Source organism: Mycolicibacterium sphagni (assembly GCF_002250655.1).
Taxonomy (GTDB): Bacteria; Actinomycetota; Actinomycetes; order Mycobacteriales; family Mycobacteriaceae; genus Mycobacterium; species Mycobacterium sphagni.
In genome coordinates this window covers 44,739-65,825 of record NZ_NOZR01000007.1, presented here as the reverse complement: position 1 = coordinate 65,825, position 21,087 = coordinate 44,739, and the positions used below count along the sequence as shown (strand labels likewise).

Below are 21,087 nucleotides of genomic sequence, written 5' to 3'. Positions count from 1 at the left end.
GCCAACAGATTTCATGGTCTCCGGCCTTTCAGCATGGACAACGAACGCGGCCCGGACGGCAAGCGCAGTACTGACCAGTACTCCCGAGAAAGTTAGCGTCAAAAACGGATAGAGTCAATCCGCTTAATTGTGTTGGTCGTTACACTCGTTTGGGTGAGAGCCCACTCGACAACGGATCGCCCGCTGCGCAAGGATGCGCAGCGAAATCGGCAGCGCATCATCGACGCGGCCCGCGACCTGTTCGCACAGAAGGGCCTGGAGCCCAACCTCAACGAGGTCGCTCACCACGCGGGTGTGGGAGTCGGCACCGTGTACCGGCGCTTCGCCACCAAAGAAGAGCTGCTGGAGGCGATCTTCGAGGACGGCCTGGACCAGCTGACGACACTCGCGGAATTTGCTCTGCGTCATGATGATTCGTGGCAGGGGTTCGTGTGGTTCGTGGAGCAGATGTGTCAGATCACCGCGACCGACCGGGGCATGCGGGAGATCGCGTTCAGCAAGTGCTATGCGGGTAACCGGGTCAACGCCGCTCAGGAGCGTCTCGTTCCGACACTCACCAGACTTGTCGAACGGGCTCAGGCCGACGGTCATCTGCGTCCAGAACTCGCGTCTGCGGACATGCCGATCATCGGCCTGCTCGCCGGAACGGTGGGCGAGTTCGCCGGCGACATCGACCCCGATCTCTGGCGCCGCTATGTCGCGCTAATCATCGAGGGGATGCGCCAACGCCCGGAGCAAGAACGATTGCCTGTCGAGGCACTCAGCGAGGCCGACCTCGATAGGGCAATGCACACATGGGAGCCGGCGGGCACACCCGCGAGCCGGGGTCCAACCGCAGCTACTCACCGCTGACGTCGAGGCCGTGTGCGGCGACGAACGCCGGCATCGACAATATCGCTGCACCCGTACCGCGCGGCCCATCACCCGGCCGCCAAAAAATGCCTAATCGCTGCGGGGCACTAATGCAGTTCGCGGAATCGGCATCAGTCATCAGCCCCCGGAATCGCGCGAATGACAATGGCGCTCGACCGCTACCCAAAATGCGTCTCACCGCTACCCGAAACGGCACTCCCCCCACCCTCGATCCGACGCATAACTTCGGTACCGAAGGTTGCTGCTTATAGCCGACCCGGTTAGCGAGTTCTTGGCTGAAGACTTCTTTTTGTTTGCTGAGTTAGGCTAATTATTTGCGTTGGAAACCTGTCACCTGCCGAGGTGGGTCGTTGAATCGGCCGCTAACCCAGCTGAAAGCCCATGGCTTGAGGCTCCGCCTGAGAATGCCGGTCTATTTATCTGAGAAAGGCGGGGGTTTGCTCCACGCCGGCAACGCGCCACTGCTATCGAAACTTGTGTCGATGGCGAAGACATCAAAATTAGCCAGAATGGTCCCGAGCGGGTATTTTTCGCATGTAAAACGAGCTGTTTGGATTTACTAGAGGTTCACTCTAGGGAACATTTACGACGACGTCGAAACGAATTTTGCGCAAACCCGTCAATATTCATGTTCACTCAGGTTTGTCTCAGGTATCTTCCTGCGCTGTCAGTGTTCAGCCCACTCCGGGGAGAGATTGAGATGCAAATTTCCGTACGTTCACACCTCATTGCAGGGACTGCCGCCGTCGTTGGCGCCGGTGCCATCGCGATGACGCCGGTAACGCAGGCCCATCAGGCCCTGCCTGCTGTGCAGTTGCCCTCGGCCGCGCAGGTCGCGCAGGTCGCATTGGCTGGCTTCGACAGCCCGCTATCGGAGCTCATCGGCACGTTCAACAGCTTCAATCAGTGGATATTCAGCGCGGACAACACGACCGCCGGCTATACCGCCCTCGGTGGCCTCACTGACGCCACCGGTGTCGGCCTCGCGAAGACCGTCTTGAACTTCAATTCGGTCGGTCTGATTCCCCAGGTGGTCAACGACCACGCGCCGTTCCTCACCATGCTCGGCCTGAACGGGGCGCTGACTCTGGAGAGCACGATGAACGCCGTGACGACCATCGCGTTGATCGGCAGCGAGGCCGTGTGGAACCTGCCGGGGGCGTTCGTGACGGCAGCGCAGCAGGCAGTGGCCGGTGATATTTCCGGAGCTGTCGCCACGTTGCAGAGCGCGATCGTGACTCCGTTCGTCGAAGCCGGCCAAGTGGCGCTCGCCAACGTCAAATACCTGGTTAGTGACACGCTCGCTCGCAGTAACGCGTTGTCCCAGGCGATTCCGGCACTCGTAGACCTGGTGGTCAAGGGCACTCTCGGACAGGCGTCGACCTTGGCCGGCGCCTTCATCACCGTCGCCCAGAACGTGGTGGCCGGCATCTCCCACGGAAGTGTGGAGCAAGCCTGGAACGCCGCCGTGGACGGATTCTTCGGACCAACCGGCATCCCGGGCACGTTCCTCAACCTGACCGTCGGTGCCGGCGTGCAGGTCACGCCCACGTCGATCATTCCGAGCATCCGCGGCGAGATCCAGGCCGTCGTTCACGGTATTGCCAACGCACTGTCGCAGACCGGATCGACCCCGCCCGTTCCGCCGCCGGCCGCGACTTCGGCATCGGCGCTGCGCGCCGCGTCGGTGCAGGAGCCGGCAGCCGCCGTCGAGAGCGGTGCCAGCAACGGAAGTACCGTTGGCGGCAAGGTCTCTTCCACCAACGGGAAATCCACCACCGGCCACTCCACGAGCAGCTCGGCCAAGTCCGGAGCGAGCCACGGTGTTGCCGGGTCTAAGAGGTCGGCCGCGAAGTCTTCAGCCGACTAAATCCCGCGGAGTAAATCCAGCACTGACGGGTGCCCCTCCTTTTTCCGAAAAGGAGGGGCACTTGCTTTTCGCTTCTGATGTCTACTGAGCGCCTCGTGGCGCTGACGCGCCTACCCCGCAATGTACTTCGACCCGCTGGTCTGGAAGTAGTTAGCCGCTGACGTCGAGGCCGTGTGCGGCGGCGAACGCCAGCGCCTGCTCGATGTCGATACGAGCACCACGGCACGCGGCCGTCGTCCACAGTGTCGGGTCGATGCGCGCACCGCGGAGATCGGCCTGCTCCAGGCGCAGCCCATTGGTGCGCGCGCCGGTCAGATCGGCCCCGCGCAGCACTGCCTTACGCAAATCGGCCTGAACCAAACCGGTTTCACGCAGCCGGCACCCGGACAGGTCCACTCCGCGCAGGTCCGCACCGCCCAGGACCGCGAGCGTGAAATCGACCTCGTCGCAGAGCATCGGGCGAAGGCGGCAGTTCTCGAATGTCGATCCCAGCATGCTGCAGTTGCGGAAGGTGCTGTGCCACAACGTGGTCCGCAAGAACCGGCAGTTACGAAACGCTGACCCCTGATGGACCGACTCCGAGAGGTTGGCACCGCCGAAATCACACTCGGTGAACACCACTTGTTCGGTCCGCAGACCGGAAAGATCCTCGTCGCGGAAGTCGTGACCGGTGAACTCGCGGTCGGTCCAGTGCTGCACGCGCTCGTCTAGGGCTGGCTGGGCGCCAGGCTGGTCAGCGCATATTCGCTGATCGCGATCAGCGCATCGGTGGCCGACTTGCGGTCCCTGGCGTCGAGCGTGATCACCGGTGTGGTCTCCGGCAATGTCAGCGCACGGCGCACCTCGTCGGTGGGATACCTTGGTGCTCCGTCGAATTCGTTGACGGCGATCAGGAACGGCATCTTTCGGTGCTCGAAGAAATCCACCGCGGCGAAGCTGTCCTGCAGCCTGCGTACGTCGACCAGGATGATCGCCCCTATCGCGCCGCGTACCAGGTCGTCCCACATGAACCAGAACCGGCGCTGCCCCGGGGTGCCGAAAAGGTAGAGCACCAGGTCGCGGTCGAGAGTGATGCGGCCGAAGTCCATCGCCACCGTCGTCGTCGACTTACCCGGAGTGGCCTCCAGCACGTCAACCGCGGTCGAGGCGTCGGTGACCATCGCCTCGGTACGCAGCGGCATGATCTCCGATACCGCTCCGACGAATGTTGTCTTGCCGGCCCCAAACCCACCCGCGACGACGATCTTCGTCGAGGCGGATGCCCGCCCCTCAGAGGGCTCGTAAGCCACGAAGAGTCCTTCCGATCAGGTCACGGCGCTCGTCCGGTGTCGAGCCGTCAGTCAACGTTGTCTGTACCCGAAGATAGCCCGCCGTCACAAGGTCGCCGACAAGGACGCGCGCGACGCCGAGCGGAAGATCCAACAACGCGGAGATCTCGGCCACCGACGGGCTGTCGGTGCACAGCGAGCATATCCGTCCGCGCATATCTCCCGACGGCCAGTGGCTCCGCCCCGCCGGCGGCAACGCCTGGATCGGCGCCTCGACCGGAAGTTCGACTTCTGTGTCGGTGCGGCCCGCGGTGAGCGTGTACGGGCGAACCAGGTCCGCCTCGCCGTTGCTGGTCACGAAGGTTGCGGGGCGCGCCGGGATGAGGAGACGACGTTGCCCACTCGCTCTACCAAAACCGCCATCTCGTAACCGATTTGGCCGATATCACAGTTGGGCGCGGCCAATGTTGCCAGTTGCGAACCGTCGCCCACCCGCATCACCAACAGGTAACCGCCGGCCATCTCGACCACTGATTGGAGGACCTGGCCGGCCTCGAAGAGCTGCGCCGCCCCGGCGGCCAGGCTCGCCAGCCCCGAGGTTACCGCGGCCAGTTGCTCGGCACGCTCACGCGGCAGATGCTCACTGGCCGCGATGAGCAGGCCGTCGACAGATACCAGCACCGCGTGGGAGGCGCCGGGGACGTCGCGGGTGAAGTTGGACACCAACCAGTCCAGCGAATTGTTCGGCTGCCGTGGCGGATTGGTCATTGGTCGTCGTGTCCGTTCTCTGCGGATCCGTTCTGAAGTTCGGAGCGCGCGGCCCGCACGCCGCCGAAGTGGCTGCTGAAGGAGGCCCGGACCGCGTCGGGATCACGCAACGGAAGGTCCAGCGGCTGCTGGACGGTGTCGGTATCCGTGGTCCCGCTGGCTGCGAATGCGACCGGCTCGGCCGCGCCGGGCACCAGCCGGGCACCGGGGTCGCGAACCGGCAAGCCGTGTTCGGTATGCGTCTGCACCGGGACGTCATCCACGTCCGCAGCGACCTCCCAGCCGTTGTCCCACACCGACTTCCAGTCCTGCGGCAAGGCGATGGTGTGCGGATCGACCATGATCTCCGACAGCATCTTCTGGTAGATGTAATCGGTGTCGGTGTCCTCAACTTCGGGTGCGGACAGGTCGGCGGCGAGCACGTCCATATCGCTGATATCGATGTGCTCCTCGCGCGCCTGCCCGGCGCGGGTGCGGGACATGAAAAACGCCGCGGTGTCCGACGGATGCTCGTTCGCCCGGGCGGGCTCCTCGGCCTGGGCGCGGGCGAACCACGGCGAGGGCTGCGGTTCGGCCTCGGGCTGTTGGAGTGGCGCTCCGGTGATGCCGCTGGAACCCGGGGAACGCTGTGGCAGAACGGTTCCCGACGGGTTGTCGACCGGGATGGGGATCGGCGCGGCGTACAGGTCGTCCTCGTTGGCCGGGGCTGCCGTGGGCGCGTCGTAGCGCCGTGCGTCAGTACCGATCGGTGTGCCGTGCTCGAGCAGTTTCGGCGGGATGTAGAGCTCGGCGGTGGTCCCCGACGACGGGTCACCCTCGACGGCGTTGCGCAGCCGCACGGACATCCCGTGCATGTGGGCCAGGCGGCCGACCACGAACAGTCCCATATGCCGGGTGTTGTCCTGGCTGACCTCGCCACCGGCGTGCAGCCGCATGTTGGCGATACGCAGATCGCTGTCGGTCATGCCGATGCCGTCGTCATGCACCTCGACGAGCACGCCGGCGTTGCTGGTGTGCTCGGCGCTGACCCGCACCGGCGAGATCGGCGGTGAATAGCGCAGCGCGTTGTCGATCAACTCGGCCATCATGTGCACCGCGTCAGCCGAGATCCGGCCGATCAGCGCCGAATCCAGCACCTCACCGACCTCGACCCGCTTGTAGTCCTCGACCTCGGAGACCGCGGCGTTGACCGCGCTGGCCAACGGCAGCGACTCACGGTGGTCACGGGATACCTGCGCGCCGGCGAGTACCAGCAGGTTCGACCCGATGCGACGCATCCGGGTGGCGAGGTGGTCGAGCCGGAAGAGGTTGTCGAGCCGCTCGGGGTCCTCTTCGCTCTTCTCCAGCCGGTCGATGAGCGCGAGCTGCTGGTCGACCAGCGAGCGGTTGCGCCGGGACATCGTTTCGAACATCTCGTTGATCATCAGCCGCAGCCGTGCCTCATCACCGGCCAGCAGCAGGGCCTGGGTGTGCAGCTCGTCGACCGCGTGAGCGACCTGGCCGATTTCCTCGGTGGTGTGGACCGGCAGCGGCTCGGGCTCACGTTCGTCGCCGGCCCGGACTCGGGCAATGCCCTGTTCGAGGTCGGTGTGCGCGACGCGCAGCGCACCGTCGCGCAGGGTACGCAGCGGCCTGACCAGGGATCGCGCCACCACGTACACGACGACCAGGGCGACGGCGAACGCCGCCAGCACCAGCAGGGAGTCACGGATCACCGCCTGACGCCGGTCGCTGGCCAGCCGCTCAACCGCGGCGGTGACCTGCGCAGTGGTGGTCTTGACGACTTGGCCGGCGATGGTGTCGGTGGCCTGCAGTGACTGGCGCAGGTCGGGATTGCCGACCAATACGGCGTCCGGGTCGGACATGATGCCCATTCGCCGGACCATCTCGCTCTGCAGCGTCTTGGCGTCCTGCGAGCCCACGCCGAGCACCTGGCTCATGCCGAACAACGTCGACGGCTCGGTGCCGGCCAGGGTCATCATCGACGTGCGCAGCTCCGGCTCGGCAAGATCGCCACCCTGATCGACCAGCAGCTGCTGCATCAGCATCTGACCACGGGCACCGACCGCGCGGCTCAGGCCCTGGGCTTGAGCACGCAGCTTCTCGTCGTCGAGGCGCACCGAACCGTCGATCGCGTCTTCGGCCGTCAGCAGGATCGGCGCGTAGGTGGTGATCCGGTCGCGCAGCCCGATGGTGTTTGCCGACACCGCTCCGACGAGCTGCTGACCGCCGGTCAGCAGATTGGTGACGCCGGCCCGGACGTCGGCAGCGACAGCGGTGGAGTTGAGCTTGTTCTGCAGGGTGGCCTTGCTCTTGTCGAATGTGTTTGCCGCCGACTGGGTGTCCCCGCCAGAGGAGTAAGCCAGCAGCACCCCTTCAACCGCGCTGACATAACTTTCGATCGCCGGGATGATCTGGACGCGATCGGCGGCGACCTGCAGATCTCGCGCCGAATTGACCTCATCCCAAATACGGGCGCCACCGAAGGCGAGGGCCAGGACGAGCGGAATGGCCACGATCGCAAACACTTTGCCCCGCACCGGCCAGTTGCGCAGCGACCACCGCGACGGCCGCTTCGGCGACACGGTGATCGGCTGTTGACTCTGATTCATCCGGACTTCCTGGTCATCGCTGCCCGTGTTGGCGACAACGGAGCTGCGCATAACCCCTGGCAATTCGTCGATTATGACAGCCATTGCCCAGCATCTCCAGAGTCGTTACTGAACAGAGAGATACCGGGCGGACCGGGGCATTTGCCCCAAAAGGGTGTCGAGCAAATTGCGCTGCGGCACAACTGAGATCATCAATCGATGTTCCGGGTGATGTTCAATTCGCCGCGTATCGCGCCCAACACGGGCAATGCAATCCGCATGGTGGCGGCGACCGGATGCGAATTGCATCTGGTCGAGCCGTTGGGTTTCGACCTGTCCGAACCTAAGCTGCGCCGAGCCGGACTCGATTATCACGACCTGGCCTCGGTGACGGTGCACGCCAGCCTCGAGCAGGCATGGGCGGCGGTGGCCGGCGCACGGGTGTTCGCCTTCACCGCGCATGCGCAGCGGTCATTCGCCGATATCGCCTATCAGCCGGGCGATGTGTTGCTGTTCGGGCCGGAGCCGACCGGCTTGGACGATGCGACGCTGGCCGACCCGCACATCACCGACCGGGTGCGCATCCCGATGCTGCCGGGGCGGCGGTCATTGAATCTGTCGAACGCCGCCGCGGTGGTCGCGTACGAGGCGTGGCGGCAGCAGGGTTTTACCGGAGCCGTTTAGCCGGCGCGCAGCTTCCCGGGGATAGGCAGGGTCACCAGGTGTCCCAGTGGGTGAGCTGCTCGGCGGGCAGGCGCTTGGCGGGCTTGAAGTCGGTGCCCTTGGTATAGGCGATCGGCCACAGCCCACCCTGTGCGTATTTGTCGAACGGAATGCCGAGGATCTCGGCGGCTTGCTTCTCCCCCTCGCCGATTAGGTGCAGCGTGGTGTACGCCGATCCCAGACCGCGAGAGCGCAGAGCGAGCATGAAACTCCACACTGCGGGCAGCAGCGATCCCCAGTAGGAGGCCTGCAGACCGCCGGGGGCGCCATCCGGGCGGCCCTCCAAGACCGGGATGAGGAACACCGGGGCTTTCTCGAGGTTCTCGTTGAGGTACTTGGCCGAGCTCATCACGGCATCGATCTGCTGGTCGCGCATGTCGCCACGCACGGGCGCAGGCAGATCCAGGTACGGGGTGGCATTGGCCCGGTAGATGTCGGCCAGCGCCTTCTTCTTGGCGGCGTCCTCCACGAAGACCCACTGCCAGCCCTGGGCATTGGATCCGGTGGGCGCCTGCAGGGCAAGGTCCAGACACTCCATGAGCACATCGCGCGGCACCGGTCGGTCGAAGTCGAGCCGCTTGCGCACCGATCGGGTCGAGGTCAGGAGTTCATCAACGCTCAGAGGCAGTGTCATGAGCTGAGACTACATTCGGGCCTATGGCAATTGAACTGAGTCAAGAGGTGCTCGATCGGCTCACCGGTGACCACTACGGCTGGCTGACCACGGTCGCCAAATCCGGCCAGCCGGTACCCAAGTTGGTGTGGTTCTTCTTCGACGGAAGCGACGTCGTGGTCTACACCGAACCGAACTCGGCCAAGGTGCGTCACATCCGGTCGCATCCGCGTGTCAGCCTGAATCTCGATTCTGATGGCAACGGCGGCGGCATCATCGTCGTCGGCGGTCCCGCGACAGTCGACAGTGAGGCTGCCGATCCGCGCGATGACGCTCCCTACTGGGCGAAATATGCGGATGCCGCCGCACAATTCGGCCTGACCGAGGCGATGGCCGGCTACAACCTGCGGCTGCGGATCAGCCTCGACAAGGTGTGGACGACGCCGACGGAGTAGGACTTTTTTCACCGGCTCAGACCCAATTTTCCGCTTCGCTTCGCTCACCTGAAGTCGCGCGAGCGGGAACCCACCTTCAAGGTGATGCGGCCCATCCGCTCGGCCACCACCGTCACCGCCCCGGTGGCGTTTTGCACCTGCCCGCGGATCAGCAACGCCGAGGCGGTCTGGGCCAGCTTGCGATGCCGGGCCCACACTCCGGGGGTGCACAGCACGTTGACCATGCCGGTCTCGTCCTCGATGTTCATGAACGTCACACCCTGCGCGGTGGCGGGACGCTGCCGATGCGTCACCGCGCCGGCGATCAGCACCCGGCTCCCGTCGGGCACATCCAACAGACGGTCGGCTGGCAGCACCCCCATCGTGTCGAGGTCTTCCCGAAGGAACTGGGTCGGATAGCTGTCCGGCGAGACGCCGGTGGCCCACACGTCGGCAGCAGCCAATTCCACCTCGGTCATACCGGGCAAGGACGGCACCTGCGACGACGAGCCGACGCCGGGTAACCGGTCCGGGCGCTGGGTCGCCGCCGCGCCGGCCGCCCACAGCCCCTCGCGGCGGGTCACCGAAAAGCAGCCCAGCGCACCGGCGGTGGCCAACGCTTCGGTCTGCGGTACCGAAAGCTGCACCCGCCCAGTCAAATCCATAAGTGAGGTATACGGGCCGCCGGCGTCACGCGCATCGACGATGCGCTGGGCGAGCTCGCCACCGATATGGCGCACGGCCCCCAGCCCCAGCCGCACATCCAGACCGGAGTTCTCCAGCGTGGGATGCGCCAGGCTGGCGTTGACATCGGGCCCGTGCACCACGACCCCATGCCTTCGTGCGTCAGCGACCAGCGACTGCGGCGAGTAGAAACCCATCGGCTGGGCGCGTAGCAGTGCGGCGCAGAACGCTGCCGGATGGTGCAGCTTGAACCATGAGGAGTAGTACACAAGCGAAGCGAAACTCAGCGAATGACTCTCCGGGAAACCGAAATTAGCAAAGGCCTCCAACTTTTCATAGATCCGTTCGGCGATCTCGCCGGTGATGCCGTGTCGCTGGGCCATCCCTGCATAGAACCGATCCCGCAGCCGCCGCATCTTCTCGGTGGAGCGCTTGGACCCCATAGCCCGGCGCAGCTGGTCGGCTTCGGCAGCCGAGAAGCCCGCGCAGTCCACCGCCAGCTGCATGAGCTGTTCCTGGAACAGCGGCACCCCCAACGTCTTTCGCAGCGCGGGCTCCATCGACGGATGGTCGTAGGTAACGGGCTCCAGGCCGTTGCGGCGCTTGATATAGGGATGCACCGAGCCGCCCTGGATCGGTCCGGGGCGGATCAGCGCCACCTCGACCACCAAGTCGTAGAACACCCGCGGCTTGAGCCGCGGCAGGGTGGCCATCTGGGCGCGCGACTCCACCTGGAACACCCCGACGGAGTCGGCCTTCTGCAACATTTCGTAGACCGCCGGTTCGGCGAGGTCCAGGCGGGCCAGGTCGACCTCGATGCCCTTGTGCTCGGCGACCAGATCGATGACATAGTGCAGCGCCGAGAGCATGCCGAGGCCGAGCATATCGAATTTCACCAAACCGATTGCCGCACAGTCATCTTTGTCCCACTGCAGGACGCTGCGGTTCTCCATACGGGCCCACTCCACCGGGCACACGTCGGCGATCGGGCGGTCGCAGATCACCATGCCCCCGGAGTGGATGCCCATGTGCCGCGGCAGATTCTTGATCTGCGTCGCCAACTCGACGACCGGTCCCGGGATGCCCTCGACGTCCGGTGAATCGGCCCCGGAGTGCCAGTGGCTGATCTGCTTGCTCCAGGCATCCTGCTGCCCTTGGGAGAAGCCGAGTGCGCGAGCCATATCGCGTACCGCGCTTTTGCCCCGATAGGTGATGACATTCGCGACCTGCGCGGCGTAGTCGCGCCCATAGCGGTCGTAGACATACTGGATGGCCTTCTCCCGAAGGTCCGATTCGATGTCGATATCGATATCCGGCGGCCCGTCGCGGGCCGGGGACAGGAAGCGCTCGAAGAGCAATTCGTTGGCGATCGGGTCGACGGCGGTGACTCCCAATGCGTAGCAGACCGCGGAGTTGGCCGCCGATCCCCTTCCCTGACAGAGGATGTCGTTCTCTCGGCAGAACCGGGTGATGTCGTGGACCACCAGGAAATACCCCGGGAACTTCAACGCGGCGATGATGTCGAGCTCGCGCTCGATCTGGGCGTAGGCCTCCGGCGCCCCGGCCCGCGGCCCATAGCGCCGGGCGGCGCCGACCATCACCAGCTCCCGCAGCCAGCTGTCCTCGGTTTCACCGGAGGGGACATCTGGGTACGGTGGCAGCTGCGGCGCGATCAGCGCCAGTCCGAAGGCGCACTGCTCACCGAGATCGGCCGCGGCACTGACAGCTTCGGGATAGCGGGCGAACAGCCGGGCCATCTCGTCACCCGAGCGCAGATGCGAGCCGCCCAGCGGTGCCAGCCAGCCCGCCGCTTCGTCCAGTGACTGGCGTGCCCGGATCGCCCCCATGGCCATGGCCAGCCGGCCGCGACTGGGCTCGGCGAAATGAGCTGCGGTGGTGGCCACGACACCCACTCCGAACCGGGGAGCCAGCGCGGCAAGCGCGGCATTGCGTTCGTCGTCGAGCGGATCACCATGGCAACTGAGTTCGATGCTGACCCGATCGCGGCCGAAGCGGTCCACCAGGTCAGCCAGGGCCGCAGCGGCCGCCTGCGGGCCGCCCTCCGAAAGAGCTTGCCGGACATGACCTTTTCGGCACCCGGTCAGGATGTGCCAATGTCCGCCGGCGGCCTCGGTAAGCGAGTTGTAGTCGTAGCGGGGCTTGCCCTTCTCGCCACCAGCCAGGTGCGCGGCGGACAGCTGGCGAGACAGCCGACGGTAACCCTCCGGCCCGCGGGCCAGCACCAGCAGGTGCGGACCGGGCGGGTCGGGCAGCTCGGTGCGAGCGGTGTTACTCAGGGACAGTTCGGCACCGAACACAGTGCGCATGTCGAGTTCCTTGGCCGCCTCGGCGAATCGCACCACGCCGTAGAGGCCGTCGTGGTCGGTCAGCGCGATGGCCCGTAAGTCCAGCCGCGCCGCCTCCTCGACGAGCTCCTCCGGTGTGCTGGCGCCGTCGAGAAAGCTGTAGGCCGAATGCGCATGTAGTTCGGCGTAGGGCACGGCCGAACGCACCGGACGTTCACCGGGCGGCTCGTAAGGTTCCCGATGGCGCGACCAGGCCGGGCTGTCTCCGCCGTCAGTGTGCGACTCCCCCAGCGACAGGCCTGGCCGGCGAGGCTTGCCGTTGAGCACCCGCTCCATCTCCGACCAGCTCGGCGGCCCGTTGAACCAGCTCACCCCGATCAGGGTAATCGAACATATGTGCGAATGCGAGCCTCAATCTGGTCACGGCCACCTGTGTGTCCGGTATGTAAACGCCGCGTCGCGTGTAGCCGCGTGGTCGTTGGGGTAGCGAACAACGGGGCGGACGCGCACCCGCGTCCCGAAGAGAGGAGTTCCGGTGCACCTCAACATGCGCCACCAGGCCAGTGGGCTTTTTGTCGCTGGCTCAGTAGTGGCTCTGGCCATTGCTGGTTGTTCGAGCGGCACATCCGGTAGCAACTCGTCGGCGTCATCGACGTCCACGACCGGTGCCGCCGCCGTCAACACCGCCACCGCGGTCGTCGTCGACGGGCAAAATCAAAGCGTCAACGGTGCGGTCAGCTGCACCACATCCGGCGACAACATCACCATCGCCGTCGGCGATGCCACAACTGGCGTCGGTGCGATCGTCACCACCGCCAATCCACCAATCGTGCATTCCGTCGGACTGGGCAACGTCAACGGCGTGATGTTCGGCTACTCGGATGCCGCGACCGGTCAAGGCAACGTCCAAGCGACTCTCAACGGCAAGACGTACGACATCACGGGTACTGCAACCGGTGTGGACACCGCCAATCCGCAACAGCCCGTCAGTAAGTCATTCGAACTCCGCGTCACCTGCCCTTAGAGGAAGAAGCCAAACATGTACCTGAAACGAACGACCGGAGCGACGGCGGTTGCCGTCGGTATCGGCATAGCAACAGCGTTGACCGGAGTGGGATCAGCGGCCGCGGCGCCGTGCGACCAACCCAACCAGGCCAGCTGCCAACCTGGCCCTGGCGGCGGCCAGCAGGGCGGCCCCGGGCAGGGTCCGCAGAACAGTGGCCCGCAGAACAGTGGCCCGCAGAACGGCGGACAGCAGGCACCGCAGTCGAGCGCTCCTGCGCCGCAACAGAACAACCCCCACCAGCCTGACCAGAACAATTCGCCGCAGCCTCAGCAGGGCAACCCGCCCCAGAACGACCAGGACAATTCACACCAAGGTCCGCAAGGGAATCCGCCGCAGAACCCACAGGGCGGTCCCAACAACCAGCAGGGCAACCAGCCAGGCGGTCCCAATAACCAGCAGGGCAATGGACCTGGGGGACAGAACAATCAACCCGGCGGCCCCAACGACCAACACGTCAACCAGCCAGGCGGCCCCAACGACCAACACGGCAACCAGCCAGGCGGTCCCAACGACCAACACGGCAACCCGCCAGGCGGTCCCAACGATCAACACGGCAACCCGCCGGGCGGTCCTGACGACCAACACGGTGGTCCCAACGGAGGCCCGCCCCCGCAACCACCCCACCAGCCCTGGGCTCCGAGTGGACACTTCGACCGGGGCAATGCCCAAGTCGGCGGCCCCATTGACGCGCCGCACGGCTTCAGCACTCCCGACAACGGGGCCCCGCCGCCGCCGCCCGAGCACGCGCTGGGCTGGAATGACGGCCCGGCTCCCGGCGGGCCGCCGCCGAACTGGGACGGTCCGCCGCCGGCCGGCGGATGGAACGGCCCGCCGCCCCCTGGCGGCTGGAACCGTCACTATGACGCTCCGCAGCAGCGCGATATCGCCGCGGCTCGAGCAGATTTCGGTCCGTTCAACTACAACGGCTACGTCGCCACTCCGATCTTCAACCCCGTAGCCGGCGGTTGGGGCTTCTGGTTCTTCGGCGTCTGGATTCCGTTGTTCTGACGGGTACCGCATGACAACATTCCGGCGCCGGGGATTTCCCGGCGCCGGAATTGTGCGGTAGGGGCCACGGAAGCATGTCCAGAAGTGGCAAAACTCGCCAACAGCTCGGCGCAGCCTGTAAAGCTGCCCTGAGGAACACGCCCGTCGTCCGCTGCTCGCCGCAGCCACACTGACCACCGCCGCCGCGCTGGCTCTGTCGCCTGTTTCGATCGCACCTCCTCAGCTGCACGCGCCTGCCGGTCTGTGACCAGGCGGTTCACCTCGCCGACTCCTGGCCCGACTGGCTCACCGACACGGTCACGAGCGTGGTCCAACTCGGCGGATTGTTCCTCGGTGCCGATAGCACCTTCCCGCTCACCGATCCGACCATTCCGCTCGCGCCGATCGGCACGCAGCCGTGTCGAACCAATTCGTCTACCTGGCGCAACTGTTCGGCGGCCAGGGGAACCAGATTCCCGGCGAAATCGCGGCCCATCTGACGGCCGTAGTGACAATCGCTGCCAATCTCGGCAGCTAGCGCGACTCGATAGCACGACACTGGCCCTGCGCTGCCAATTGATTGTCATTTATGGCAAATATCTAGGAGATGGCTGGATGCTCCGGTATAGCTAGTATTCGATGGATTCCGAGCATGGAATTGAAGCCGACAAAGCCCGCGTCGACCCCGACCCGATGAGTGGAGAAAGTCCTTATGGAACACGCTGCCCGCCGCCCTCTATCGACCCTGGCCGCACTGACCACAGCCAGCGCACTGGCCCTGACACCTCTCGCGGTCGCACCACCCGAATTGCATTCGCCGAGTATCTCGGCAGCGCACATCTCTGATCAGACAGTTCAGCTCACTGGTGCCTGGTCTTCCTTGATTACCGGCACCGTCACGGCGGTCATCGACCTCGGCAGTACGTACATCGGGGACGACAGCACCTACCCCTTGCCCTTCCCGACCATTCCGTTCGCTCCAATTGCCACGCAGCTCGTCCTCAACCAGCTGATTTACCTCGGCCAGCTGTTAACCGGCAAAGGCGCCGAGATCCCTGGCGAAATCACTAATCACGTGGACAACGTGGTGGACACTGTTTCTCTGATATCCGGAGTGCTGCCAGGGATCATCCTCAGCCAACTGGAGACACCAGCTCGTGCCGTCAACCTGGCAGTCGAGTCGATCAGCTCCGCGTCCAACCCGCTGATCGGGCTACTCGACGCACCTGCGGTGTTCTTGGACGAAGTGCTCAACAGCCAATACGGGCTGTTCGGCAACAACGGTCCGATCGCGGTTCCGATCATCATCCGCAACCTGCTGGCCAAGGCCATCGATCCGCCATTGCCCGGCTGGCTGTCCAACGTTCTTCAGCCCGGCAAGACACAGAGCGCAGCGGTACTGACTCCGAAGGCGTCGTCAACGACGGTCACGTTGAAGGTGCCCGCGGCGTCCTCCGCTCGGTCCGGATCCACATCGTCGAGCACCGCCGGAAGTTCTCGAAAAGCCTCCGCCAAGGCGAGTACCAGCGGAACAGGAACCGGGCACAGCAAGCGCAGTTAGGCCGCCACACAGCCGATGAGGTACTGACGCGCACACGGGCCTTCCCGCGTGCGCGTCAGTCATTTCACGGGCCAGCAATTTTGACTCTGCTGACAGTGGGGCAGAACGGTAAATACGGCGCGGTTGGCTGGATGAGCGTTCGCAGCGGAGTCCCAGCTTGGGGGAATGGGCGACGAGCCTCGTCGACCCCGCCGCCCGATGACTAACGGGGGCGCGCCGAGTCAACCCTTGTGACGGAACCCGACGACAAGGAGCCTCGTATGTCCGCCCTGCCCCCGGTAGTCGACCAACAGACCTGGCGCGCCGCGCTCGACGACCTGCGCGCGCGAGAAAAGGCCGCCACCCGTGAACTCGACGCCATCGCCGCGCAACGCCGGCGACTGCCGATGGTCCGAATGCCCGACTACACCCTGATCGGCGCCGACGGGGCCGTCTCGCTGGCCGACGTGTTCGACGGGCGTTCGCAACTGATCGTCTACAACCACATGTGGACCGATGGCGAGGAGTGGCAGTGCCCGGGATGCACCGGGTTCACCTCGCAGTTCACCCGGCTGGAATTCCTGGACAGCTACGACGCCCGATTCGTCATCGTCACCAACGGACCGATCTCAGAAGCTTTGGCGTACAAGGCCAGAGTCGGCAACGCGATGGACTGGTACTCGTCATCGGACAGCACGTTCGGCGCCGACGTCGAAGCCGGGCCGGGTGAGGGATTCGGGGTGAACGTGTTCCTGCGTGACGGCGACGGCTACGTGTACAGAACCTGGCACACCAACGGCCGTGGTACCGAACAACTTAGCCACTCATTCGCCCTCATCGACGTGCTGCCGTGGGGTCGTCAGGAGGAGTGGCAAGACTCCCCCGACGGATGGCCGCAACGGCCGACATATTCGGGGTGGGCAGGCTCTGCCGACATTGCGCGCGCATACGGCGAAAGCCCTACGCTGCACACGTGACATCGACTCCAGACCCGTCCGTACATGCCGCCGAACCGCACGTCGGGGCGATCGGTAGCAAACTCAACTGGCTGCGCGCCGGGGTACTCGGCGCCAACGACGGTATCGTCTCCGTCGCCGGAATCGTCGTCGGTGTGGCCGCCGCCACCCTGGACCGCGCGCCGATCTTCACCGCGGGCACGGCGGGGCTGGCCGCCGGGGCGCTGTCGATGGCGCTCGGCGAGTACGTGTCGGTCAGCGCGCAGCGCGACACTGAGAAGGCGCTCCTGAAAAAGGAGCGCACCGAGCTGGACACCCAGCCCGCGGCCGAACTCGACGAACTCGCCGCGCTCTATGAAGCCAAAGGGCTGTCGCCGGCAACGGCGCGCACCGTCGCCGAGGAACTCACCGACCACGACGCGTTCGCCGCGCACATCGACATCGAACTGGGCATCGACCCCCAGGAACTGACCAACCCGTGGCAGGCCGCCATCTCCTCGGCGATCGCGTTTACCGTGGGTGCGTTGCTGCCGCTGCTGGCGATCCTGTTGCCGCCGCCGGCGCTGCGCATTCCGATCACCGTCGCCGCAGTTCTCATCGCCCTGGCGGTCACCGGCTTGATCAGCGCCCGCCTCGGTGGCGCCGACGCCAAACGCGCAACGGTGCGGGTGCTCATCGGCGGCGCACTGGCCATGGCGATCACGTTCGCCATCGGCCACCTAGTCGGCGGCGCCGTGGGTTAGCTGTATTCGGCTGTGCCGTCGTCGAGCACGATCCGCGTGTTTGCGCCGTCGGGGCCACTGGCCTCGGTGCGGTAGACCGCTCTTCCGGGCTCGGTGCGCCAGATCGAGGTCGTGAGGGTTTCACCGGGGAATACCGGCGCCGAGAACCGCGCACTGACGGCGGTGAGTTTCGCAGAGTCATTGCCGGCAAGCTCGGAAAGCAGTGCCCGCCCGGCGAATCCGTAGGTGCACAGCCCGTGCAGGATCGGCCTGTCGAAACCGGCCAACTCGCGGGCGAACCACGGATCGCTGTGCAGCGGGTTGCGGTCACCGGAGAGCCGGTAGATCAACGCCTGGTCGTCCCGGGTCGGCATCGAGATGCGGGCGTCGGGCTCGCGGTCAGGGAACTCCGGAGCGGCGGGTCGCTGACCGGGCTGTCCGCCGAAGCCGCCCTCGCCGCGGATGACGGCGGTCGACAGTGTCTCGGCGATCAACTTGCCGGTCGCCGGATCGGTGCCCTTGCCGCGCATCACGATGATCGCGTTTTTGCCCTCACCCTTGTCCTGGATGTCGGCGACTTCGGAGACCACCGACAGCTCACCGGAGGCGGGCAGCGGCGCATGCAAGCGGATCTCCTGTGAACCGTGCAGCAGCATGCCCCAGTTGAACGAGCCCACCTTGGTGGCGGCCCCGAATGCCGGGCAGCAGATGACGGCGAAGGTCGGCAGCACCTGCTGGGCGATGTCGTGGCTGTTGTCGGTGGTGAATGGCAGGTCGTCGGTGCCCGCGCCCACCCCGAGGGCGTAGAGCATGGTGTCGCGGTCGGTCCACTGATAGGGCTGAGCGTCGGTGACAGCTCCGATTGCCGTGGGGTCGATGGGCATTGCCGCACTCCTGGGGTCGTGGATGGAGAAACTCCATCGTCGCACTGCGCCAATTGCACCCAACACAGCGGTCGAAAGGGCAGGCTAGAACCATGCATGCTTCCCGCGCCCGGGCCGTCGTCGCGACCGTCGCCGCTTTGTTGGCAGCCGTGCTCGTCGCCTCCTGCAGTTCGTCCACGCCGAGCGAGCGCACGATCACGCTGACGTTCATCCGTCACGCGGAGTCGGAGGCCAACGCGAACGGCATCATCGACACCTCGGTGCCAGGGCCGGCGCTGACACCGACCGGGCAGCAGCAGGCCGCAGCCGCGGCCGGCCGGTTGGAAAGCAACAAGTACGACGGCATCTACGCCTCGGAGATGGTCCGCACCCAGCAGACCGCGGCACCGATGTCCACCGCGCTCAACGAACAGGTCACCGTGCTGCCCGGCCTCAATGAGATCTCCGCCGGCTGGTTCAACGGCGGCAAGGCCGACAAGGCCGCCATCACCTACATGGTGGCCCCGGCCGACTGGCTGCGCGGCGACACCAGCTTCCGCATCCCGGGATCGGTCAGCGGCACCGACTTCAACGCGAAGTTCACCGGGGCGGTGCAACGCATCTACGAGAGCGGCAACAACAAGCCGGTCGCATTCTCCAGCGCCGCCTCGATCACGTTGTGGACACTGATGAACGCGCGCAACGCCAAGGACAGCCTGGCGACCGATCACCCGTTGCCCAACACCGGCCGGGTGGTGCTGACCGGCAACCCCGCGATCGGGTGGACGCTGGTGGACTGGGACGGCATCACCCAGTTCTGAAATCGCCGCTGACGTGGGCGCATGTAGCTGCATCGGAGTGGTTTAGGGAGCGACTTGCGTCGACCCATTGACCTCGGCGCGATCGGCGATCGAAGATGACCCATGCGTTATGTCGTTACCGGCGGTACCGGGTTTCTTGGCAGCCGGATCGTGGCCGGCCTGCTCGACCACTCCGTCGACGCCGAGGTGTGGGTGACCGTCGACGATCCGCCGGCGCAGGCCCGGTTCGCACAGCAGGCCGCGGACTGGGGTGATCGGGTACATGCGCTATCGGGCGACAGCACGCCGGTGCGCCCCGACCACGTCGTGAACTGCCGATCCGCCGACACTGAGGCAGCACTCGAGCTCAGCCGCCAAGCGGCAGCCATACTGCACCAGCTGTCCTCGGTCGCGGTGGCAGGCGATTTCGCCGGGGAGTACACCGAGGACGATTTCGATGTCGGCCAGCAACTGCCCAGCCGCAGCCATCAGGCGGCGTTCGACGCCGAGCAGCTGGTCCGTTCGACGTCCGATGTGCGGTTCCGGATCTATCGCACCGGGGTGATCGTCGGCGACTCATGCACTGGCGAGACCGAGCGCATCACCGGGCCGTACCACGTCTTCGGACTGCTGGCCCGTCTTTCCGGGCTCCCGTCGGTGACGCCGGTCTTGATGCCCGACGTCGGCCGGATCAACGTCGTCCCGGTTGACTACGTCGTCGCTGCACTGATCGAGCTGATGCACTCCGAGGACCGCGACGGGCAGACCTTCCACCTGACCGCGCTCGAATCGGTCGGGCTGCGCCAGATCTACCGGGCCGTTGCCCGCTGCGCCGAATTGCCGCCCCTGCGGGGCGGGTTGCCCCGCAGGGTGATCAATCCTCTACTCGTGGCGCGCGGGCGGACAAAGGTGTTGCGGGACATGGCAGTAACACAGCTCGGCGTGCCACCTGAGGCCATCGACAGCCTCGAGACCGCTGCGGTATTTCGTTCCGAGTACACCCGAGAAGCGTTGAGCGCCGGGAGAATCGAACCTCCATCGTTCGAGTCCTACGCTCCCGCGTTGTGGCGCTACTGGGCCGAGCATCTCGATCCCGGGCTCAATCGGTCGGATGATCCGGACGGCCCGCTCGTGGGCAGGCACGTGATCATCACCGGCGCATCCAGCGGCATCGGCCGGGCCTCGGCGGTGGCGGTGGCCGCGCGGGGCGCCACGGTATTCGCCTTGGCGCGCAACGGCGCAGCGCTGGAGGAGCTCGTCGCGGAGATCACCGCTGACGGCGGCCGGGCATTCGCCTTCAGCTGCGATGTCACCGATACCGAGTCCGTCGACGCAACGATCGCCGAAATCCTCGGCCGCTTCGGCCATGTCGACTATCTGGTCAACAACGCCGGCCGCTCGATTCGGCGCTCGGTGAGTGCCTCCACCGACCGGTTGCACGACTACGAGCGAGTAATGGCCGTCAACTACTTCGGCGCGGTGCGCATGGTGCTGGCACTGCTGCCGCACTGGCAGGCGCGCCGATTCGGTCACGTGGTCAACGTGTCCAGCGCCGGGGTGCAGGCCCGCAATCCCAAGTACAGCGCGTATCTGCCGACCAAGGCCGCACTTGATGCGTTCACCGATGTGGTCGCCTCGGAGACCCTGTCGGACAACATCACGTTCACCACGATCCATATGCCGTTGGTGAAGACACCGATGATCGCGCCGTCTGGGCGCCTCAACCCGGTGCCTCCGATCAGTGCCGAACATGCGGCGGCGATGGTGGTGCGCGGGCTGGTGGACAAACCAGTGCGGATCGATACGCCGCTGGGGACCTTGGCCGACGCCGGCCAGTACTTCACGCCGAAGTTGGCTCGCCGGGTGCTGCACCAGCTCTACCTGGGCTACCCGGACTCGGCGGCCGCACGCGGTGAGGTCCCGCGGGCTTCGGCTCCGGGCCCGCGCCGGCCGGCGGTGCGGCTTCGCACACCGCGCCCGGTCAAACGAGTCGTGCGGCTGGTGCCCGGCGTGAACTGGTGAG

Annotated in this window: 20 protein-coding genes; 11 read left to right on the top strand and 9 right to left on the bottom strand. The window is 65.7% G+C overall.

Going from position 1 to position 21,087, the window contains the following annotated elements:
• The first annotated feature begins 153 nt into the window (after positions 1–153).
• On the top strand, positions 154–852 hold the full coding sequence (locus CG716_RS10315; RefSeq protein WP_094479109.1) for a TetR/AcrR family transcriptional regulator: 699 nt from the start codon (positions 154–156) through the stop codon (positions 850–852).
• Between the two features lie 721 nt (positions 853–1,573).
• Positions 1,574–2,743, top strand: coding sequence for a hypothetical protein (locus CG716_RS10310; RefSeq protein ID WP_133066913.1), 1,170 nt, complete (start codon positions 1,574–1,576; stop codon positions 2,741–2,743).
• A gap of 150 nt (positions 2,744–2,893) precedes the next feature.
• On the opposite strand, the gene CG716_RS10305 is transcribed toward CG716_RS10310, so the two are convergent.
• The 5 genes from CG716_RS10305 to CG716_RS10285 are packed head-to-tail and all read right to left on the bottom strand — an operon-like array spanning position 2,894 to position 7,391.
• A complete protein-coding gene (locus CG716_RS10305; protein ID WP_094479105.1) occupies positions 2,894–3,442 on the bottom strand; it encodes a pentapeptide repeat-containing protein in 549 nt (182 codons plus the stop codon).
• 8 nt (positions 3,443–3,450) lie between these two features.
• Entirely contained in the window at positions 3,451–4,032 is a 582-nt protein-coding gene (locus tag CG716_RS10300; protein WP_094479103.1) for a GTP-binding protein, read from the bottom strand.
• Complete coding sequence (locus CG716_RS10295; RefSeq protein ID WP_094479101.1) at positions 4,013–4,369, bottom strand: DUF742 domain-containing protein; 357 nt, start codon at positions 4,367–4,369, stop codon at positions 4,013–4,015. Before CG716_RS10295 ends, CG716_RS10300 begins: the two co-directional genes overlap by 20 nt.
• Positions 4,366–4,779, bottom strand: coding sequence for a roadblock/LC7 domain-containing protein (locus CG716_RS10290; RefSeq protein ID WP_094479099.1), 414 nt, complete (start codon positions 4,777–4,779; stop codon positions 4,366–4,368). The genes CG716_RS10295 and CG716_RS10290 overlap by 4 nt, the downstream gene beginning before the upstream one ends.
• The gene (locus CG716_RS10285; RefSeq protein ID WP_094479414.1) at positions 4,776–7,391 is read right to left on the bottom strand and encodes a sensor histidine kinase; all 2,616 of its coding nucleotides are present in this window, start codon (positions 7,389–7,391) and stop codon (positions 4,776–4,778) included. Before CG716_RS10285 ends, CG716_RS10290 begins: the two co-directional genes overlap by 4 nt.
• 198 nt (positions 7,392–7,589) lie before the next feature.
• On the opposite strand from CG716_RS10285, the gene CG716_RS10280 reads away from it, so the two are divergent.
• Positions 7,590–8,054, top strand: a complete 465-nt coding sequence (locus CG716_RS10280) for a tRNA (cytidine(34)-2'-O)-methyltransferase (protein ID WP_094479097.1) — start codon at positions 7,590–7,592, stop codon at positions 8,052–8,054.
• Positions 8,055–8,085: 31 nt separating this feature from the next.
• On the opposite strand, the gene CG716_RS10275 is transcribed toward CG716_RS10280, so the two are convergent.
• Positions 8,086–8,727, bottom strand: a complete 642-nt coding sequence (locus CG716_RS10275) for a nitroreductase family protein (RefSeq protein WP_094479095.1) — start codon at positions 8,725–8,727, stop codon at positions 8,086–8,088.
• 23 nt (positions 8,728–8,750) lie between these two features.
• On the opposite strand from CG716_RS10275, the gene CG716_RS10270 reads away from it, so the two are divergent.
• Complete coding sequence (locus tag CG716_RS10270) at positions 8,751–9,161, top strand: TIGR03667 family PPOX class F420-dependent oxidoreductase (RefSeq protein WP_094479093.1); 411 nt, start codon at positions 8,751–8,753, stop codon at positions 9,159–9,161.
• 44 nt (positions 9,162–9,205) lie between these two features.
• On the opposite strand, the gene CG716_RS10265 is transcribed toward CG716_RS10270, so the two are convergent.
• The gene (locus CG716_RS10265; protein WP_094479091.1) at positions 9,206–12,502 is read right to left on the bottom strand and encodes an error-prone DNA polymerase; all 3,297 of its coding nucleotides are present in this window, start codon (positions 12,500–12,502) and stop codon (positions 9,206–9,208) included.
• 175 nt (positions 12,503–12,677) lie between these two features.
• Between CG716_RS10265 and CG716_RS10260 the strand changes: the two genes are divergently transcribed.
• Together CG716_RS10260 and CG716_RS30505 are read left to right on the top strand one after the other, a co-directional pair.
• Positions 12,678–13,154, top strand: coding sequence for a lipoprotein LpqH (locus CG716_RS10260; protein ID WP_094479089.1), 477 nt, complete (start codon positions 12,678–12,680; stop codon positions 13,152–13,154).
• A gap of 15 nt (positions 13,155–13,169) precedes the next feature.
• On the top strand, positions 13,170–14,204 hold the full coding sequence (locus CG716_RS30505) for an MAP_0585 family protein (protein ID WP_207760632.1): 1,035 nt from the start codon (positions 13,170–13,172) through the stop codon (positions 14,202–14,204).
• 256 nt (positions 14,205–14,460) lie between these two features.
• Here the strand turns inward: CG716_RS30505 and CG716_RS29865 are convergent, their stop codons facing one another.
• Positions 14,461–14,679 (bottom strand): hypothetical protein, encoded by a 219-nt coding sequence (locus CG716_RS29865; RefSeq protein WP_133066912.1) that lies wholly within the window; start codon positions 14,677–14,679, stop codon positions 14,461–14,463.
• A 216-nt stretch (positions 14,680–14,895) separates the two neighbouring features.
• Here CG716_RS29865 and CG716_RS10250 point away from each other — a divergent pair, with 216 nt between their 5' ends.
• The 3 genes from CG716_RS10250 to CG716_RS10240 all read left to right on the top strand — a co-directional run bounded on the left by CG716_RS10250 (position 14,896) and on the right by CG716_RS10240 (position 17,422).
• Positions 14,896–15,744, top strand: a complete 849-nt coding sequence (locus CG716_RS10250; RefSeq protein WP_094479087.1) for a hypothetical protein — start codon at positions 14,896–14,898, stop codon at positions 15,742–15,744.
• Between the two features lie 260 nt (positions 15,745–16,004).
• On the top strand, positions 16,005–16,700 hold the full coding sequence (locus CG716_RS10245) for a DUF899 domain-containing protein (protein ID WP_094479410.1): 696 nt from the start codon (positions 16,005–16,007) through the stop codon (positions 16,698–16,700).
• Entirely contained in the window at positions 16,697–17,422 is a 726-nt protein-coding gene (locus tag CG716_RS10240; RefSeq protein WP_207760631.1) for a VIT1/CCC1 transporter family protein, read from the top strand. The genes CG716_RS10245 and CG716_RS10240 overlap by 4 nt, the downstream gene beginning before the upstream one ends.
• Here CG716_RS10240 and CG716_RS10235 read toward each other — a convergent pair.
• The gene (locus tag CG716_RS10235; protein WP_094479083.1) at positions 17,419–18,285 is read right to left on the bottom strand and encodes a MaoC family dehydratase; all 867 of its coding nucleotides are present in this window, start codon (positions 18,283–18,285) and stop codon (positions 17,419–17,421) included. The two genes, CG716_RS10240 and CG716_RS10235, sit on opposite strands and share 4 nt — an antisense overlap.
• Before the next feature lie 92 nt (positions 18,286–18,377).
• On the opposite strand from CG716_RS10235, the gene CG716_RS10230 reads away from it, so the two are divergent.
• Both CG716_RS10230 and CG716_RS10225 read left to right on the top strand, forming a co-directional pair.
• The gene (locus CG716_RS10230) at positions 18,378–19,085 is read left to right on the top strand and encodes a histidine phosphatase family protein (protein ID WP_094479081.1); all 708 of its coding nucleotides are present in this window, start codon (positions 18,378–18,380) and stop codon (positions 19,083–19,085) included.
• 102 nt (positions 19,086–19,187) lie between these two features.
• Positions 19,188–21,086 carry an SDR family oxidoreductase gene (locus tag CG716_RS10225; RefSeq protein ID WP_094479079.1) on the top strand — a complete coding sequence of 633 codons (1,899 nt, stop codon included), beginning with the start codon at positions 19,188–19,190 and terminating at the stop codon, positions 21,084–21,086.
• Position 21,087 lies beyond the last annotated feature (1 nt).

What these genes read in the sequence shown, in the direction of transcription:
- CG716_RS10275 (WP_094479095.1), bottom strand. Translation starts at nt 8,727, where the DNA reads ATGACACTGCCTCTGAGCGTTGATGAACTCCTGACCTCGACCCGATCG.
- CG716_RS10260 (WP_094479089.1), top strand. Translation starts at nt 12,678, where the DNA reads ATGCGCCACCAGGCCAGTGGGCTTTTTGTCGCTGGCTCAGTAGTGGCT.
- CG716_RS10290 (WP_094479099.1), bottom strand. Translation starts at nt 4,779, where the DNA reads ATGACCAATCCGCCACGGCAGCCGAACAATTCGCTGGACTGGTTGGTG.
- CG716_RS10285 (WP_094479414.1), bottom strand. Translation starts at nt 7,391, where the DNA reads ATGAATCAGAGTCAACAGCCGATCACCGTGTCGCCGAAGCGGCCGTCG.
- CG716_RS10280 (WP_094479097.1), top strand. Translation starts at nt 7,590, where the DNA reads ATGTTCCGGGTGATGTTCAATTCGCCGCGTATCGCGCCCAACACGGGC.
- CG716_RS10245 (WP_094479410.1), top strand. Translation starts at nt 16,005, where the DNA reads ATGTCCGCCCTGCCCCCGGTAGTCGACCAACAGACCTGGCGCGCCGCG.
- CG716_RS10230 (WP_094479081.1), top strand. Translation starts at nt 18,378, where the DNA reads ATGCATGCTTCCCGCGCCCGGGCCGTCGTCGCGACCGTCGCCGCTTTG.
- CG716_RS10235 (WP_094479083.1), bottom strand. Translation starts at nt 18,285, where the DNA reads ATGCCCATCGACCCCACGGCAATCGGAGCTGTCACCGACGCTCAGCCC.
- CG716_RS10250 (WP_094479087.1), top strand. Translation starts at nt 14,896, where the DNA reads ATGGAACACGCTGCCCGCCGCCCTCTATCGACCCTGGCCGCACTGACC.
- CG716_RS10270 (WP_094479093.1), top strand. Translation starts at nt 8,751, where the DNA reads ATGGCAATTGAACTGAGTCAAGAGGTGCTCGATCGGCTCACCGGTGAC.
- CG716_RS29865 (WP_133066912.1), bottom strand. Translation starts at nt 14,679, where the DNA reads ATGGGCCGCGATTTCGCCGGGAATCTGGTTCCCCTGGCCGCCGAACAG.
- CG716_RS30505 (WP_207760632.1), top strand. Translation starts at nt 13,170, where the DNA reads ATGTACCTGAAACGAACGACCGGAGCGACGGCGGTTGCCGTCGGTATC.
- CG716_RS10225 (WP_094479079.1), top strand. Translation starts at nt 19,188, where the DNA reads ATGCGTTATGTCGTTACCGGCGGTACCGGGTTTCTTGGCAGCCGGATC.
- CG716_RS10310 (WP_133066913.1), top strand. Translation starts at nt 1,574, where the DNA reads ATGCAAATTTCCGTACGTTCACACCTCATTGCAGGGACTGCCGCCGTC.